This window comes from Paenibacillus sp. V4I5, from assembly GCF_030817255.1.
Lineage (GTDB): Bacteria > Bacillota > Bacilli > Paenibacillales > NBRC-103111 > Paenibacillus_E.
This window is the reverse complement of the sequence record NZ_JAUSZB010000002.1, coordinates 1,844,050-1,861,523: the sequence shown is the minus strand read 5'-3', so window position 1 is coordinate 1,861,523 and position 17,474 is coordinate 1,844,050. Positions and strand designations below refer to the sequence as shown.

Sequence of the window (17,474 nt, the reverse complement as noted above, 5' to 3'; positions counted from 1 at the left end):
AAACCGAGTGGAGCGTGGTATTCATGAAATTGGTTCTTCTTTCCGGCGGGTCGGGTAAACGACTGTGGCCATTGTCCAATGATTCCAGATCCAAGCAATTCTTAAGGGTACTTGAAGATGCTGAAGGCAGAAGTGAATCCATGGTTCAACGTGTATGGAGACAACTGCAGAATACAGGCCTCGGCGATGATGCTTACTTAGCGACGAACCGCTCCCAGGTTGAAATGATTATAAGTCAATTAGGCGGCGATGCCCCGCTTATTGTTGAGCCTGAGAGAAGAGATACCTTCCCTGCAATCGCGCTTGCTGCTGCTTATATGTATGATGTCGAGAGTTTGCCCCTGAATACAGTGATTACGGTGTTACCCGTAGATCCCTATGTCGATGAGGCTTTCTTTCAGAAAATCAAACAGTTAGAAGAAGTTCTGCACGAAACGGATGCGAATTTGGCGCTAATGGGCGTTGTTCCAACGATTCCGTCTGAGAAATACGGGTATATCGTTCCCTCTGACAAACGCAGAGAAGGGTCAGAAGCACTGCATGTCAACCATTTTGCTGAAAAGCCGAATCGTGAACAGGCAGCTGCCTTGATTGAACAGAAGGCGCTTTGGAACTGCGGTGTCTTCGCTTTCCGGCTAGGCTATCTCATTGAGGTCATGGTGGAAAAGGGCATCCCGATTCAATATGAAGAAATGCTTAAAAATTATCATAAACTAACGAAAATTAGCTTTGACTACGAAATTGTTGAGAAGGAAGCGAGCTGTGTTGTCGTACCTTACGACGGCTATTGGAAAGACCTTGGTACCTGGAATACACTGACAGAGGAAATGAGCCGATCCCAGATTGGAACGGGCATCGTGACCGAAGATTCCGAGAATACCCATTTGATTAATGAGCTAGATATTCCAGTTACGGTGATTGGGATCAAGGACGCCGTCATCGCTGTCAGCCCTGATGGGATTCTTGTAACGAGCAAGTCGGAAAGTCCTCGGATTAAGGAAGTCATGAATAAAATTGAACACCGACCGATGTATGAGGAGCGCAGGTGGGGACGTTATCGTGTGATTGACTATGTCAAGTATGCAGAAGATAATGAGGTGCTGACTAAACGGATTCTCGTCCATGCAGGTAAAAATATAAGCTATCAGCTGCATTATAAACGCAGTGAAGTGTGGACGATCGTAAGCGGCGTTGCGGATATAGTCATTAATGACAAGCTCTATCAAGTGAAGCCTGGAGATGTCGTTCGAATTCCAGATGGAACTAGGCACAGCATTCGAGCCATAACGGATGTTGAATTTATCGAGGTCCAGAGCGGATCCGAATTAGTGGAAGAAGACACGGTTCGTATTTGTATGGCATGGAAGGATATCCCCCTTCACCAATTTATTTAAGATTTGTTTTGAAACAACGAACCGCCTTCTATTCGACTTTCGCGAATGGAAGGCGATTCCTTGTTTGAAAGCATAACTGAAATTGGAAAAACTTTCAAAATATTTATATAAAGCTTATACAAATCTAATATATGCCCTGTATGGTAGATTGAGCAGGATGAACAATCGTGTAAGGAACGTAAATCGGGGTTCATTGTGTCAATCTACGATACTGGAGGAAAGATGATGATCGATTTTTTTGGAAAGGTGGGTGTGCATAAGAAGGTGGTTTCCTTATTGTTTCTACTCTCTTTGCTAGCACCGAATATCTTGCTTCACCCTAACGTAACGAATGCGTCAGTTGTTCCTATCAACTCACAAGCTACGTATGAGGCTAAGGCAGTACTGCAGCAATTGTATGCCATCTCGGGTGTAAGCATCATTAGCGGGCAGCATGATTACTTAGAAAGCCCAGATGAATGGACGAATCAAGTCAAAGGCTTGACTGGTAAATATCCGGGTCTTCATGGTTATGAATTCGGTGCCATTATGAATCAATCAGAAAGTCAATTGGCAGAACAAAGACAACGGGTGGTAAATAGTGCGATAGCATGGAACCAGGCTGGCGGTTTGGTAACGATATCATTTCATGAAAGCATTCCTGGAACGTGCCTTTGCTGGTCAAATGTGAAGAAGGAAATGAGCCAAGCCGATTTTGATAAGTACGTAACGCCAGGGACTCCCCAGTACACGCAATTGCTTGCAGATCTCGATAAAGCGGCTGTCTACTTAGGGAAACTTAGGGATGCAGGTGTTCCTGTCTTATGGCGCCCTTATCATGAAATGAATGGGAATTGGTTCTGGTGGGGCAAGAAGAGCAACTTCCCTGCATTATGGAATATCATGTACGACCGCTTCGTTCATGTGCATAAGTTGAACAATCTACTTTGGGTTTGGAGCCCAAATGCACCAAATGCTTTGGCTGACTCGTATACAGCTACTTATCCCGGAGAAAATAAGGTGGATGTTCTCGCTGTTGATATCTATGACAATGATTACCATCCAGATTATTACACGAAGATTGTTGAATTAGCTAAGGGTAAGCCTGTAGCCGTGGGGGAAAATGGTGAGCTGCCTAGTGACACTATTTTGAATGAGCAGCCCAAATGGGCCTATCTAATGACATGGGGCAAAATGCTGGCCGAAAATAATAACCTACAAGAAATTGAAACCTTTTATACGAATTCGAAATTATTGACAAGAGAGTCGCTTCAAACTATTAAAGTACCTGACTCACTACCTGTCTTTCAACCAGTCTTAGAACCAGTCTTAGAACCAGTCTTAGAACCTATCTTACAACCTGTCTTAAAGGAAGAGAGATATGGGTTGCAAGCGGAATATTACGATAACAAGGATTTGACCACACTGAAGGAAACGAAGGAAGACGCCAAGATTGATTTCAATTGGTCCACGTCGGCTCCCTTTCCTTCTATGCAAGCAGATACGTTTTCCGTCAGATGGACGGGTAAACTCAAGCCGAAATTTACGGAAACTTATAAAATTTCTACGTTAAGTGACGATGGCATCCGAGTTTGGGTGAATGGCGTGCTGGTTATTGATAGTTGGTTTAATCAAAGCTGGGTGGAACGATCCGGAACCATTGCTCTTACCGCTGGAGTACCTGTTGATTTGAAAGTCGAATATTATGATAATATGAATGGTGCTGTTGCTAAAGTCATGTGGACGAGCCCGTCCCAAGTGAAAGAAATTATTCCCGCGAGTGTCCTATTACTTCCTTGATGGTTGAGAGGTATCTAACATGATGAGATATGTGATTGTACCAACTGCCTTGTTGATCTTACTGATCCTGACCTCGGCTTCGAATGACTACGGTGCATCGGCTAAAACAGATTTTGTAAAAGTGATGACAGCTTCCAATCAGATTGGTAATCAAATATGGATGTTGGGCAACCAGAACGATTCCTATTTGGAATTTGAAAGTGGAAGCGCAGGACAGAGCAGCTACACCGTAACGCCCGACTTGAAGCAGACGGATGCTTGGGACACAGTTCCTCAAGGTCTTAATAAATCTATGAATCCTAACTTTACGATCAACTTCTCGTTAGCTGAAATACCCGAATATGGTGTTCATTTCCGAGTTAGAATTCTGGATGCTCATAAAGCAATTCCTCAGATGGCGGTTTTCTCCAACAAGATGCTTTCTGGCATCATTCAAATTGCTGGAGTCGGGGGGACAACAAGCACTTACCCGTACAAGAAATTATATGAGCTTTATATTCCTAAGGAGCAGCTGCAGCTGGGAAATAACGAATTAAAGCTGTCAGCCGTAGGCTGTTTGTATTGTACGGAAGATGAGAACAAATTTCTCTGGTGGAAATGGGATTACCTAGCACTTGATGCGCTGTCTTCACCTGCCGAAGAACCGATTCATGGGAGATATGTGGAATCCGGTACTAAGGTAAGCAATCTGTCATTCTACTATGATCAGGGAGCAGTCAGACACCTTCCTTATGTATTGAAATGGCTAGGAATCGCCTACAGCGGCAATGTGATGAGGGTAGACTGTGCAACAGATGTGAAGCAGGGATGCTCGTCTATTAAGTCTTATTACGAAACCCTGCGTGATTACAATACCCAGGCAGTAGCTCTTCATTTGCATACAGGAAACATTAAGCTGAAAGAGGATGGCACACTGCCAGCAGATGCAGAGAATAAGCTGTTAGATTATGTGAAGCAGAATGGGTCCATGTTTCAATATTATGAGATTGATAATGAACCAGGCTTATTCAATCGCTCCAAAGGGGTGAATCTAGCCATTGCGAAGTGGTTAAACACCCATCTTCCTGAGCTTGCTCCTCATGTGAAAACCGTGGCTCCCGGCTGGGCATATGCACCTAAGTACAATATTCGATCATGTAGGAATCAATCCACATCTGGCATGTTTAAATGTGGAGATCCAGACGGGTGGGAAGACGATGCAGAGCAGCGAATGGAGCTAGAAGAGCTGACAGATTTAACGAATGGACATGCTTATGGAACTTCGTATTCCGACAATAAGGACGGAAGCTTCTTAGAAAATCTGCAAACATTCGGAGGAGCAGAGGATGGCCTCAAGAAACTAATGTTGAATACGGAGTATGGAACTTCGGACAGTCATAAGGATCCTAAAGAATTTGGTGCTACGCAGCCCCAATCGGCGGTCTTCGATCGCATTATGAGGGCTCATATCGGTTATGCCGATATGTTTATGCAGCATGCAGCATTTTATCCGCAATATGCCTTGTTTGAGTCAGGGATTGATTTGAATACACAAAACCCAGCACAAATGAAGATTCATAAGAACTTAACGGATAAAGATACACGAGTTGGGATTATGCGCAGGTTGAATCTAGCCTATGCCACGCATGGGAAACCGCTAGTATACGAGATAACCAACAAGTCGGAGTTGGCTGATAAGCTTGTTTATTTTCGCGGCGTGGATACATCAACATTGCCTGCACTGCCAGGATCAGAAGCGAAGTCGGACAAAATTCTGCTTAACTTCGTAAATTTTGGGACGAGTACCCAAACGATACACGCCAAAGTAACGATGCCTGAGGCTGCTTTATATGAAGGAGAAAGATTCGGAGCGGGTGATACCTATGACTCAGCACGTACGTATTTGACAGGGCTGCAAGCAGCCCCGGAGCTTGAATTCAAGGAAACGCTGCTTCCAGGTGAAGCTGTACAGTATATCCTGACGCGGACAGATGGGGTAAACTCGATTGCTCCTACGTGGATTCAGGCAAAGCCTATAGAGAATCATGCGATTGAGCTTAGCTGGAAAGAAGCTGAAGGAGCACATAGTTACGATGTTTTACGAAAAACAGGTACGGCTGAGGGCAGTTACGAGGTGATCGCTGAACAAGTGCCAGAAACTAGTTTTGTCGATACCGATACGCTGCTTGGGAACACATACATGTATCAGATCAGAGTGTCAGGTTCAAAAGAGGTTTCACAAGCGGCAGCGGCGACGGCTATCGAAGAAGTTGCTCTGAACCGGGCAGAATGGGGAGTAACCAGCAATTCTGGCAAACCTCAAGGTGCAATTGATGGTAGTCCCTATACGCGTTGGGATACAGGGATTGCTCAAGCACCTGGGCAATTTTATCAAATTGATTTGAAGAACTCGTTCACAATCAACAAAATTGTGCTGAGAAGTGAGAATTCGCCGAATGATTATCCGAGAAAGTACGAAGTATATGTATCTATGGACGGCTTCAATTGGGGATATTCTTCAATCGCATCGGGTGTTGGCACAAGCGTTCTAGAAATCAACTTCAAACCACAAAATGCGCGATACGTAAAGATTGTCCAAACAGTGAAAGCAGGGAATTATTGGTCCATCCATGATCTGCAAATTTATGGTCACAAAACGGATTGACAGAAGCTTATAATGAATAGCAGTGAAGGAAGGGCAGCTACTCCGAAGGAGAGCTGTTTTTTTGTCGTTTGTTTATGATCACTACGCCATGTTACTGCTTGAGAAGATCAAGTAACAGCGTTGAAATTCGCCGATCAAGGACGTAAGGTCCTAGAGAAAGTGAGCAACATTTATGAGCGGGAGTTCACACTGCAGCGCTAACAGAATACACTTAGAATAGATGACATTTAACAACGGTGTGACGAGGAGGGGTACAGTTGAGATATACAGTGCAGTATATACCTCTAAGTAAGATTAAGCCGGAAAATATCGCTGCTAAGACCTCACTAAGAAATAAGGAGTTTAAAAAAGTTGCGCAAGACCTAATGCATCTGTTGATTGTGCGTAAAAGCAGAAAAGAAGGTGGTTACGTTATCCTAGGCGGACATCATCATTTCGATTTCCTCAAAAAGCATACAAAAAAAAGTTCAGCTGTATGTCTTGTAGATGAAAGAAAGATTTCTGCAAGTGTAGGATCACTGATTAATCGCTTCAGGAAACGACCACTACCCTATGATATTCCTGACATCTCACCGGATCGGATTGCAGTTAACAGCTGGGCTATCATTCGTACTTTTTTGAAAAGGGAGCCTCGATTTCGAAGGCTTTCCCGAAGACAGCAATTGAAGGTACTTCGGCTTGGTATTCAATATAGGAAAACAACGATACAATCCATGCAAGCAAAAGTAGAAGATCTCTTAAAAAAGATTGTGAACTGATGAGACAAAGCGAACAGGGAAATTAGTTGAATAAAGTAAGATAAAAACGAGAAAGGAGCTACCGCAGCTCCTTTCTTTTTCACGAACATGGTTTATGAAAGCAACTTCATCTCACTTAATTTATCAAAAATGATTTGGCAAACCGGAGATACACGATCCCGGTCTTTATAGGTTAACCAGACCAATTCATCTATTTCAGAAGCTGGACGCAGCTCTCCTTCAAAATCCGCCGTATAACATGTCATTTTTACTTGCGTACCTTCCGTTTTACCATGAGCTTGAGCTTCAAACGTCCCAAAATGCAAGACGGTTTCTGGTTTTATTCGAACGGATAATTCCTCTTCAATTTCACGTAAAAGAGTTTCGATATCGGTTTCATTAGGTTCCCTTTTTCCTCCAGGTAAATAAGAGGTATCTTTTCCTTTGGAACGAGCGCCTAATATTTGGCCATCAACAACGTATATCCATGCAATTTTATCTATTAATATAGTCATCTAGTACTCCCTAATCTTATTTTTCTGAAATTATAGCATAACGGCATACAAGAGTGTACTCATTGATCAAGGTGATGCGGTCTGTTGACGATAAGTGAAGGAGCGGGAGATTAGTTTGGAAAAAGGTATTTCAACAAATTAAAACGAAATAGAATATAGTGTAGAAGGGGATGGAAATGGATTAACGAGTGCCATGTCGTATGGCCTAATAAAAGAGGTCAACCAGTAAAAACAGGCTGACCTCATAACACGATATTCTATGCTTTGATTTTGGACCAGTGTGTTGGTCGAGTGAGCGACGGTGGCAACTTCGTGTTGCCATCGCCCTTCGCCGCGTTGAGTTGGGCTTGGGTGAGAAAGATACTATCGGTGAGATTGGCGCCGCTAAGGTCAGCGTCCCGGAAATCAGCCCCGATGAGGTCAGCCACTCTCAGGTCGGCACCTTTGAGGTTAGCTGCGATAAGGTAGGCCCCTCTCAAGTTAGCGCCTCTCAGGTCGGCGCCTTTCAGATTGGCCCCGATAAGGTCTGCACCTCGACCGTAGGTCTTCTGATTCCCAGCGAGGTTCTTCAGCTTGCGTAGGGTTTCGGCTCGCACGAGCTCGCTCGTCCGTAGAAGCAGAACATTGACATTGGCTCGGTGTGCTACCACGTCCAGTTCCATAAGAGAGTCGGCACTGAGGTGAGTGAGGCGTTCCGTTTCTTCGAGCGCTAAGCTGAGTTCACCGTGGATAGGACGGGCCGGTTGCAATGTTAGTGCTTCGGTCAGATACCAGAGCAGCTCATGGAGTTGACGCATGATCGGGAACACCTCGAACATTTGCTTTGCGGACCCTGGAACTTGACGCCAATCGTTTCCGCCGAAGGTGACATGGGAAACCTTTTGCCCCGCGCCGAAGCAGTCATACACCGTACAACCTCGAAAGCCCAGCTGCCTGAGGTTGTTGTGGACGCCGCAGCGGAAGTCCGACTGCAGGTTGGGGCAGGGCTGGCCAGCGTCTTTGTTGATCGCGAAGTCTGACGAAGCTGCGTAGGGCAGTGCGACACAGCACAAGCCGAAGCAATTCTCGCAGTCAGATTGCAGACTGAGAGGATTCTTGCCGTTTAAAGTTTCTGCATATTCGTGATTCTCAGACAATGTTTGGCCTCCTTCCGCTACACCATATTCTCATACTTGTCACGTTTCATCGTCAAGACTATGGGATGGTCATAGAATGTTATTTTATGTATGAAAAATGAATATTTCTACAATTCTATTATAGTATTACTGAATATTTTTTCTGTCAATCCTTGCCTGTGACTAGGAGTTAAAACGAAGGAGTAGATAACTATCCGCAATAATTGGTTCGTTAATAATTATGATAGATTAATGAAACCCTTGGAGACTAAAAGATTTATAGATATCCGCTCCGAGTTAATTAACAAAGCAAAGGGAGAAGTTTTGGAAATCGGAAGCGGAACAGGAATTAATTTCAGCTTCTATAAGGACGTATCTGTAACAGCAATTGAACCGAATCCAGTTCTAAGGAAGGCCTCGTATGAGCGAGCTTACGAAGTTAAAACGCCTATCCATGTAATTGAAGGTAATGCTGAACAATTGCCATTTGCAGATCATTCATTTGATACTGTGGTTGGGACTCTAGTTTTATGTACGATACCAAATCCAGTAAAAGCGATTAGAGAAATTAGTAGAGTGTGTAAACCTACTGGAACAATTTTATTATTTGAGCATATCCGACATGAAAATAGCCTATTGGGAAAGATACAAGATCTCCTGACACCGATATGGAAGAGAGCTTGTGATGGGTGTCATTTGAATAGAGATACAATTCACTTACTGAGACAAGAAGAGTTAGAAATAATTGACATAAAAAAACATGTAGGAAACATTTTCATAACTGTTGAAGCTAGAAAAAAACAGAAGTGAGTATCCGTGGATTCTGTGTAACCATGTTAATTGATTCATAATATTAATTTATTTTTTGGAAATCCCAACTTTAATAAAGGGTTTTTTCCATTAGAGACGAATAAGCTACAATCACTTGTTTGAGATAAGGGGATGTTTACTCTTGATATTGAAAGAACATCTAATCGATTCCTTTATGAATTTAACCTCAGACGGAATTGTTATCGTTGATGTGAATGGAAAAGTGTTAGAGGTAAATAAGAAGTTTGAAGAATTACATGGCTGGACAAGAGAAGAAGTAATCGGGAAAATATTGCCGATGACTCCTGATAAATATAAGGAAGATGCTCTTCGGCTATATCAGTCCTTAATAGATGGGGGTCAAAGCTCGGATTTCGAAGCGTTAAAACTAAGAAAAGATGGTTCAACCTTTTATGCAAATGTGACGGTCTCACCAATGAAAGATAACGAAGGAGTTGTTATTGGGTTTATTGGTGTGGAAAGGGATATTAGTGAAAAGAAAAGAGCGGATGAGGAGCTTTTAGAAAGAGAAAAACAATTTCGAAGGTTGATTAAACTTAATCCAGAACCCATTGCTCTGCATAACGATGGTTTCATCCAGTTTGTGAATGATGCCTGTTGTAAGCTGTTTGGTGGCGTTTCTTCAGATGACTTTAAGGGAAAACCAGTATATGATTTTTTCTGTATAAGTGCCAAGGAATTCATTCAAGAGCGGCTTCAGTATGTGATGCAGTCTGATTCTTATACGGAGTTTATGGAGATAAAGCTGCGGAAATTAGATGGAATTTTTTTTGATGCTGAAATATCCTCCATTTATGTCCACAAAAACATGGGGGTTCCTGTCATACAGACCGTGATTCGTGATCTCACGGAGCGCAAAAAGTCTGAAGAAGCCATTATTAGATCAGAAAAACTGTCGCTCATCGGTCAATTGGCAGCTGGGATTGCACATGATATACGTAATCCTTTAACCTCCTTGAAAGGTTTTGTGAAATTACTAAAGGCCAAAAATACAGACTACGTGGATGTCATGTTGGAAGAATTAGAACATATTAACTATGTTGTTAATGAATTTATGACTCTGGCTAAACCACATCTGAATTGTTACATGGAGAGTACATCCCTAGGACTTGTCAAAAGTGTGGTTGGTTTTCTGCAGCCTCATGCTCATCTCTATAACGTTCAAATACATATTGACATGGATCCAGACATACCAGCCATTTATTGTAACCCTGATCAAATCAAGCAGGTTTTAATAAATATTTTAAAGAATGCAATTGAATCTATGCCGAATGGGGGATTAATTCAAATTGCTATCCGAAATCCAATCAATCAAGGTGTGATGATCCGCATCGAAGATCAAGGTGTAGGCATTTCTGGAGAGAGATTATCCCAGCTAGGGGAGCCTTTTTATACGACAAAAGTGAATGGTACAGGTTTAGGGCTTATGGTTTGCAAACGAATAATCGAGGGACATGGAGGCAAATTGTTAATTCAAAGTAAAATTAATCAGGGTACTGCCGTGGAAATCGAATTGCCTTTTAATAAATAGAGCTAGAACTAAAAACCGACTCTCCCGCATAAGCTGCGTAAAGAGCCGGTTTTATTATTCCTGTGTCATCGTGGCAAACACTTTAAGCTTTAGACTGGGCAGCTTCCTCTGCCTGTTCTGCAGCTGGTTCAACCACCTCGTCAAGCTTCTGCATGCCAAGTATCGTGACCAGAATAGTTTCTGGATCACTTAAGACTTCAACATGCTTGGGAACTTTAAGATCAGCGATGGTTATATGTTCGCCGATATTGAGCTTACTAATATCAATGGCGAGATGTTCCGGCAGCTTGTTCGGCATACAGCGGATCATGACCTCATGAGTTTCTATTTGGAGAATGCCGCCTTCCTTGGTGCCCTTAGCTTCCCCCGTGAAATGGACGGCAATCGATGTATCAAGCTGTTCTTTCATATTAATTTGAAGAAAATCAATATGCAGTAATTGACCCGTCAAGCAATCCTTCTGGACTTGATGGACGATTACCGGGTGTTTGGTTTTGGACGGCAGGGTAACATGAAGGATGGCATGAGGATTGCGTTTCAGTGATGCGCGGATTTCTTTTTCCGGGACAGTAACATGTTCGGAATCCATACGTGAGCTGTACACCACAGCAGGAATATGCCCCTCAGCTCGCAGCTTCTTTACAGGACCTGATCTTTCGGATAGTAAAATCGTTGTAGACATGTGTTGCACCTCCGTTGCATTTGTAGAGCGGCTTTCAGCCCTAATAGTCATTTACCCGATAAATGGTGCATTGAAACAGGGTGGAGTTAGGAAAATTTTTCGTTTTGGGCTTCTTTATCTCCTCATATGATAGTAAAATAGAGGACAAGAGGAGGATTGATAAATGATGAGTGCACTGAAGAGTTTCACTGATTCAGATCAACAAATTTCGTTAGAGTTAAGAGATGATCATTTAACTGTGCTTCGTTTCTACGGTGAAACATCCATTTACCCTTTCAAAAGTATTTCTCTTGCCTCTGAGCCTATTCCAGAATATCCACTTAATCGTGTGGCGTTAACGGTTATTGATTTCAACACTGGTGTAACCGATTTCAAATTTTCTTCTAGTAAAAATGATTTTGAGATATTCGTCCAAAAGCTGATCGAAATCCATAGTGAATTTATTCCGAACCACTAGTTTATTTGGTAATAGTTGAATCTACCAAGGACAGACGTTCCCAATCGTTCTGTCCTTTTTGTATTTGCTTTTGCAAGCATATTATTGTTCCTTTTTCGCTCAAAAAAGAGGGGGTTTGTCGTAATTTGTAGAATATATACTTCTGAACGTGATACATAGTCTCAACCAAAGAGAGGGCTCGCCACATGCAATGGATTCGGAACGCTAAAATAAATTACAAGCTGATCTTTATGATTGTACTGCCTATGTTGGGATTGTTATATTTCTCCTCCAATGCCATTTATGAAAAAGTAAAAGAGCTGTCAGAACTGAACAGGCTGCAGACACTGGTTACTACGGAAATCTACATCAATGATCTAATTCATGAAATTCAGAAGGAGCGGAGCCTTTTATCAGGTTACTTTGAAGATAAAACGGTTACGCGTCAACTAGTCGATCAACGTAAGTTTACCGAAGATAAGATAAGTGCTTTTCGTGAGCAATTAAGATCATTGAACACAACCGTTTTGGGTGATAAGTTTAAGCAAAATGCAAATAATGCGGTAAGCAAGCTAGACCAAATGGTGATTCTTAGAACACAACTTGATCAGGGGAAAGCCAATGAGAATGAAACACTCTCTTTTTATATGGAAACGATAAACAGTCTCTTTGATATGATGCAAAACACAAACGAAATAAGCTCGAATAAACAAATTTCAAACATGGTTAATTCCTATATTCTGTTTTCCAAAAGTAAGTTTGCCGTAAGTAGGGAGCGCTCCTTATTATTTCATGTTTTTTCCTTGAATCGTGCGGATTTAAATGATTTTGAACAGATCGGTGTGTTAGAGAACGAACAATTGCTTTATTATAAGGAATCCAAATTACTCGCATCAGAGGCAGCGCAACAACTCTACCAGGAGACGGTGAAAGGACAAGCCATTAACGAAGTTGACCGTCTCATTCGGCTAGTTCTGCAAACGGAACCTGGGAAAGCGCTCGGAGTAGACTCACAGCAATGGTACAACGTAGCAACACAAGAAGTGGATCTTCTTAAAGAGGTTGAGGATGGACTTTCGACAGAATTAATTCAAAGCATGGAAATCATCAAAAAGAGTACCACGCAATCCTTGATTGGAGTAGCCATTTTTAACGTCATTATTCTAATCCTCTCATTTTTGGTAATCGTTTTGATTTCGAGAATGCTTTTATCTCAAATCCGGCTGCTTAAGAGATCGACAGAGCTCATTCTGACCGGAGTCACCGATATTCATCTGGATGTTCAATCGAAGGATGAATTTGGCGAGCTGATGGAAGCTTTCAATCAGATGGTTGCTAGCTTTAAAGAGGTCATAACTCAGGCAGATCGCATTTCATTAGGTGAATATGAGCAGACGATTGTTCCTCGTTCAGATCGAGATCAGCTGAGTGTGGCATTAATTCGAATGCTGACCTCTTTAAAAGAAACAACCGCTGAAAATGAGCGGCAATTCTGGTTGAAAACACAGTTAGCTCGTTTGACGGGGCTTGCACAAGGTGTTACAAGTGTACAGCAGCTAGTGGGCATGCTTATATCAGAAATATCGCGTCTTGTCGGAGCAGGTCAAGGCATTATCTATTTGAAAGAGATGCAATCCAGTGAGAATCAATCCAATGAATATGTCATGCTCGGCAGCTATGCCTTTAAAGAAAGAAAGAACGTAGCCAATCGGGTTCGACCTGGTGAAGGTCTAGTAGGTCAATGTATTCTTGAGAAAAAGCCTATCTTGCTATCGAATGTGCCAGGCGATTATATACACATACAATCAGGTCTCGGGGAATCGAAACCTTTCCAAATCGTCGTTCTTCCTATCCTCTTCGAGGAGGACGTGTTGGCCGTTATAGAGCTGGCCTCTTTTAAACCATTTACAGGCATAGAGCACGAATTATTGGAACAACTATCCGATACACTAGGCGTTGTCATTCAAGCCGCTAACAGCCGTCAGAAGACGGAAGCTTTATTGCGTGAATCCCAATTGTTAACGGAAGAACTTCAAACACAACAGGAAGAACTGCGCACAGCCAATGAAGAATTGGAAGAACAGACGCTGATGCTGAAGCAATCCGAAGAAAAGATGCGAATCCAAAGTGAGGAACTTCAGGCAATTAATGAAGAACTTGAAGAAAAAACGAACTATTTGGAAGTGCAAAAAGCCGACATCGAAAAGCAAAATGCCTTTATTCAATTATCAAAGCAGGATTTAGAAGAAAAAGCGAAGGAATTGGAGCTAGCGAGTCAGTACAAATCGGAGTTTTTGGCCAATATGTCGCATGAACTCCGGACGCCACTTAACAGCTTGCTGATTTTATCTAAATCATTTTCCTCTAATGAAGATGGTAATTTAAATGAAGATCAAATTGAGTCGGCTAAGATTATCCATAGTGGCGGCTTGGATTTATTGACTTTAATTAACGACATTTTGGATTTATCCAAAGTGGAAGCGGGTAAATTGGACATCCAAATGGAAGAAGTGAGGCTGGACGATTTACTTCAGTCCATCCGTTACCAATTTAATCCAGCAGCCAAACAAAAGGTCCTTTCGTTTATTTTAAAAATGGACGATCAAATTCCGGAAATCGTGACGACAGATGGTCAGCGTACCGAACAAATCCTGAAAAACCTTTTATCCAATGCATTTAAGTTTACGGCTTCCGGTAGCGTTACGGTTGAGATCGCGCGTGCCGGAAAAGGAAAGGCTTACCAAAATAAATATCTGGAAGAAAATGGGGCTTTAGCTTTAACTGTAACCGATACGGGAATTGGTATTCCTGCTAATAAACAGCAAGCTATATTCGAAGCTTTTCAGCAGGCGGATGGTACGACGAGTCGCAAATATGGAGGAACGGGCCTTGGTTTAACCATTTCTAGAGAGTTGGCTAAGCTATTGGGCGGCGAAATTCATATGCGAAGTACCGAAGGGAAAGGCAGCAGTTTTACGCTTTATCTCCCGCTCGGAAGAGCAGCTAATACTGAAATCTCAGAGCCAAAAAGTACGTCGATAAAAGCTGAAGTTGCAGAATCGGTCGATTCTCTACAGTTTTTAAGTGAATCGTTGATTGCAAGCACCATTGAAGATCATCTTCAAGTGGCTCAGGCGGCAAAAACGTTCTTGCCTGACGATCGCTTGCATCTGAGGAATACTGTGCAGGATAAGATTATTTTGATCGTGGAAGATGATCCGACGTTCGCCAAAATTCTTATGGACATGTCTTACAAAAAGGGGTTCAAGTGCCTTGCTGCAGGAGATGGCTTCAGTGCCCTTCAATTAGCCAAGCAGCATATTCCAAGCGCAATTCTTCTGGATTTGGGGCTTCCTGATATGGATGGCCTGAAGGTCCTTGATCATTTGAAATATCATAATGAAACTCGTCACATACCTGTGCACATCATTTCAGGTCGAGAGAAAAGCTCAGACTCCTTACAGCGCGGGGCTATCGGCTATTTGTCGAAACCAATTCAGGCGGAAGACATTGAAGCTGTTTTTAACAAAATTGAACATAAGCTGCAAGAGCGTATCCAACAGGTCTTAGTGGTGGAAGATGATTTGAATAACCAAAAGGCTATTCATGAACTGCTAAAGCATAAGAAGGTTGACATCCATAGTGTTTCCACGGGTAAAGATGGTCTGCAGCTTATGCGTTCACAACCCTTTGATTGTGTGATTCTGGATTTAACATTGCCAGATATGACAGGCTTTGAACTGCTGCAGCAATTAGTTGTTGATTCAGAAGGCTCCATACCGCCGATCATTATTAATACAGGAAAAGAGCTCACACAGGAAGAGTATAAGGAATTAAACCACTTTACGGACAGCATTGTGATTAAAGGTGCGAATTCACCGGATCGCTTGCTGGATGAGGTTTCTCTCTTCCTTCACAGCGTTCATAAATCGCTTCCACAAGCGCATAAAGAAATGATTCGTATGGTGCGTGATTCCGATGAATCCTTGAAGGGACGTAAAATATTGCTGGTGGATGATGACCTTCGCAACACGTTTGCCTTATCCAAAGTATTAAGGAAACACGGCTTGGATGTCGTGATGGCGGATAATGGGAAGCTGGCTTTGGATAAACTGGAAAGTGAATCTGGGATCGAATTAGTCATTATGGATATTATGATGCCGGTGATGGACGGTTATGAGGCCATAGGTCATATTCGCACCATGCCGAAGTTCCAGTCCCTCCCGATTATCGCCTTAACGGCAAAGGCCATGACGGGTGACCGTGAAAAATGTATAGAGAGGGGAGCCAATGATTATATGACGAAACCAGTAGATACCGATAAATTGTTATCTTTAATCAGGGTTTGGCTCTTACGATAGAAAATGCCAGAAAAACTAGCAGAAAAGATTGAAGTCGATCTCGTACTGGAAGCTATTTATAAGCGGCATGGGTATGATTTCCGTAACTATGCCCGTTCCTCTTTAATGAGAAGATTGCACTATGTCAGGCAGAAATCAAGTCTTAAACGACTGTCTGATATGATTCCATTGGTTCTCTATGATGAAGCGTTTGCCAATCAATTACTGCTGGATATATCGGTAACCGTCACCGAGATGTTTCGTGACCCTGAGTTTTTTGTTGAGCTGCGCAGTCTCGTGATTCCCTTGCTGAAGACATATCCATTTGTGAAAATATGGCATGCCGGTTGTGCGACAGGGGAAGAAGTTTACTCGATGGCTGTTCTACTGGAAGAAGAAGGCTTCTATGATCGTGTTCAGATTTACGCGACTGATATGAATCAAGAGTCACTAACTATTGCGGAAGAAGGCATTTACCCGTTAGAGAGTATCCGGAAATTTACTAAAAATTATCAAACAAGCGGAGGCAAGTCCTCCTTTTCGGATTACTACCATGCTAAATATCAGATGGGTAAAATGAAGGAAAATTTGAAAAGAAACATCGTGTTCTCGCAGCATAATTTGGCAACGGATAACGCCTTTGGTGAAATGCATCTCATTATTTGCCGGAATGTGCTCATTTACTTTGATAAGCAATTGCAAAATCAAGTCTATCAGCTGTTCAACCAAAGTCTCGTTCCGCGCGGTTTCCTGTGCCTTGGCAGTAAGGAATCTATCGAATTTTCAGATATCCAGTCTCAGTATGAAGCACTCTCCTCTAAGTGGAGAATTTTTAGAAAGCAGCTGCCATTATAAGAAAGGTTATAGCGAAGGAGTGAGTCCATGCGCCCATTGGAAGCCGTTGTTATAGGGGTATCGGCAGGCGGGCTTAAGGCACTCTCACGTCTGTTATCCTATCTCCCGTCTGACTACAGCTTACCGATTATCATCGTACAGCATATTTTGGATAGCAGTGACAGCTATTTAGCTGAATATTTAAATACGAAAGTTGCTATACATGTCAAAGAAGCGATAGATAAAGAGACCATTCGACCTCATCACGTTTATCTCGCTCCACCTGGTTATCATTTGCTCATTGAAGATGATCGCTCGTTAAGCCTATCCATTGATCCAAAAGTCAATTATTCTCGGCCTTCGATTGACGTTTTGTTTGATAGTGCTGCGTTTGCCTTCCAAGAGGGGTGTATAGGTGTTGTCTTAACGGGAGCAAACCGAGATGGCAGCGCTGGACTCAGGACGATCAAGGAAAGTGGTGGCGTAACGATTGTACAGGACCCTGAAACGGCGGAGTTCCCTGTAATGCCACAAGCAGCAATTGACACTGTAAAGGTTGATTATATTTTGTCCTTAGAAGATATAGGAAAGTTTCTGAGACAATGAATAGGATCTCGAACGAATCCATCATTCTAA

13 protein-coding genes are annotated in these 17,474 nt (G+C 42.5%); 10 read left to right on the top strand and 3 right to left on the bottom strand.

Annotated elements, in window-relative coordinates; genetic code table 11:
- The first annotated feature begins 23 nt into the window (after positions 1-23).
- The 4 genes from QFZ78_RS10620 to QFZ78_RS10605 all read left to right on the top strand — a co-directional run bounded on the left by QFZ78_RS10620 (position 24) and on the right by QFZ78_RS10605 (position 6,575).
- Positions 24-1,394, top strand: a complete 1,371-nt coding sequence (locus QFZ78_RS10620) for a sugar phosphate nucleotidyltransferase (RefSeq protein ID WP_307547260.1) — start codon at positions 24-26, stop codon at positions 1,392-1,394.
- Positions 1,395-1,616: 222 nt separating this feature from the next.
- Positions 1,617-3,173 carry a glycosyl hydrolase gene (locus QFZ78_RS10615; protein WP_307547258.1) on the top strand — a complete coding sequence of 519 codons (1,557 nt, stop codon included), beginning with the start codon at positions 1,617-1,619 and terminating at the stop codon, positions 3,171-3,173.
- Between the two features lie 19 nt (positions 3,174-3,192).
- Positions 3,193-5,817, top strand: coding sequence for a discoidin domain-containing protein (locus QFZ78_RS10610; RefSeq protein ID WP_307547257.1), 2,625 nt, complete (start codon positions 3,193-3,195; stop codon positions 5,815-5,817).
- A gap of 257 nt (positions 5,818-6,074) precedes the next feature.
- Positions 6,075-6,575 carry a hypothetical protein gene (locus tag QFZ78_RS10605; protein ID WP_307547255.1) on the top strand — a complete coding sequence of 167 codons (501 nt, stop codon included), beginning with the start codon at positions 6,075-6,077 and terminating at the stop codon, positions 6,573-6,575.
- A gap of 92 nt (positions 6,576-6,667) precedes the next feature.
- On the opposite strand, the gene QFZ78_RS10600 is transcribed toward QFZ78_RS10605, so the two are convergent.
- Together QFZ78_RS10600 and QFZ78_RS10595 are read right to left on the bottom strand one after the other, a co-directional pair.
- Positions 6,668-7,069 (bottom strand): NUDIX hydrolase, encoded by a 402-nt coding sequence (locus QFZ78_RS10600; RefSeq protein ID WP_307547253.1) that lies wholly within the window; start codon positions 7,067-7,069, stop codon positions 6,668-6,670.
- A 257-nt stretch (positions 7,070-7,326) separates the two neighbouring features.
- Positions 7,327-8,205: a pentapeptide repeat-containing protein gene (locus tag QFZ78_RS10595; protein ID WP_307547251.1), complete on the bottom strand. Its 879-nt coding sequence runs from the start codon at positions 8,203-8,205 to the stop codon at positions 7,327-7,329.
- Between the two features lie 231 nt (positions 8,206-8,436).
- Here QFZ78_RS10595 and QFZ78_RS10590 point away from each other — a divergent pair, with 231 nt between their 5' ends.
- Entirely contained in the window at positions 8,437-8,994 is a 558-nt protein-coding gene (locus tag QFZ78_RS10590) for a class I SAM-dependent methyltransferase (protein ID WP_307547249.1), read from the top strand.
- A gap of 142 nt (positions 8,995-9,136) precedes the next feature.
- Positions 9,137-10,546: a PAS domain-containing sensor histidine kinase gene (locus tag QFZ78_RS10585; RefSeq protein ID WP_307547247.1), complete on the top strand. Its 1,410-nt coding sequence runs from the start codon at positions 9,137-9,139 to the stop codon at positions 10,544-10,546.
- Positions 10,547-10,628: 82 nt separating this feature from the next.
- Here QFZ78_RS10585 and QFZ78_RS10580 read toward each other — a convergent pair whose 3' ends face one another.
- A complete protein-coding gene (locus tag QFZ78_RS10580) occupies positions 10,629-11,228 on the bottom strand; it encodes a 50S ribosomal protein L25 (protein ID WP_307547245.1) in 600 nt (199 codons plus the stop codon).
- Positions 11,229-11,391: 163 nt separating this feature from the next.
- On the opposite strand from QFZ78_RS10580, the gene QFZ78_RS10575 reads away from it, so the two are divergent.
- The 4 genes from QFZ78_RS10575 to QFZ78_RS10560 all read left to right on the top strand — a co-directional run bounded on the left by QFZ78_RS10575 (position 11,392) and on the right by QFZ78_RS10560 (position 17,444).
- Positions 11,392-11,685: a hypothetical protein gene (locus QFZ78_RS10575; protein WP_307547243.1), complete on the top strand. Its 294-nt coding sequence runs from the start codon at positions 11,392-11,394 to the stop codon at positions 11,683-11,685.
- 185 nt (positions 11,686-11,870) lie between these two features.
- Positions 11,871-16,025, top strand: a complete 4,155-nt coding sequence (locus QFZ78_RS10570; protein ID WP_307547241.1) for a response regulator — start codon at positions 11,871-11,873, stop codon at positions 16,023-16,025.
- A 3-nt stretch (positions 16,026-16,028) separates the two neighbouring features.
- On the top strand, positions 16,029-16,859 hold the full coding sequence (locus QFZ78_RS10565; RefSeq protein ID WP_307547239.1) for a CheR family methyltransferase: 831 nt from the start codon (positions 16,029-16,031) through the stop codon (positions 16,857-16,859).
- Between the two features lie 27 nt (positions 16,860-16,886).
- Positions 16,887-17,444 carry a chemotaxis protein CheB gene (locus QFZ78_RS10560; RefSeq protein ID WP_307547237.1) on the top strand — a complete coding sequence of 186 codons (558 nt, stop codon included), beginning with the start codon at positions 16,887-16,889 and terminating at the stop codon, positions 17,442-17,444.
- Positions 17,445-17,474 lie beyond the last annotated feature (30 nt).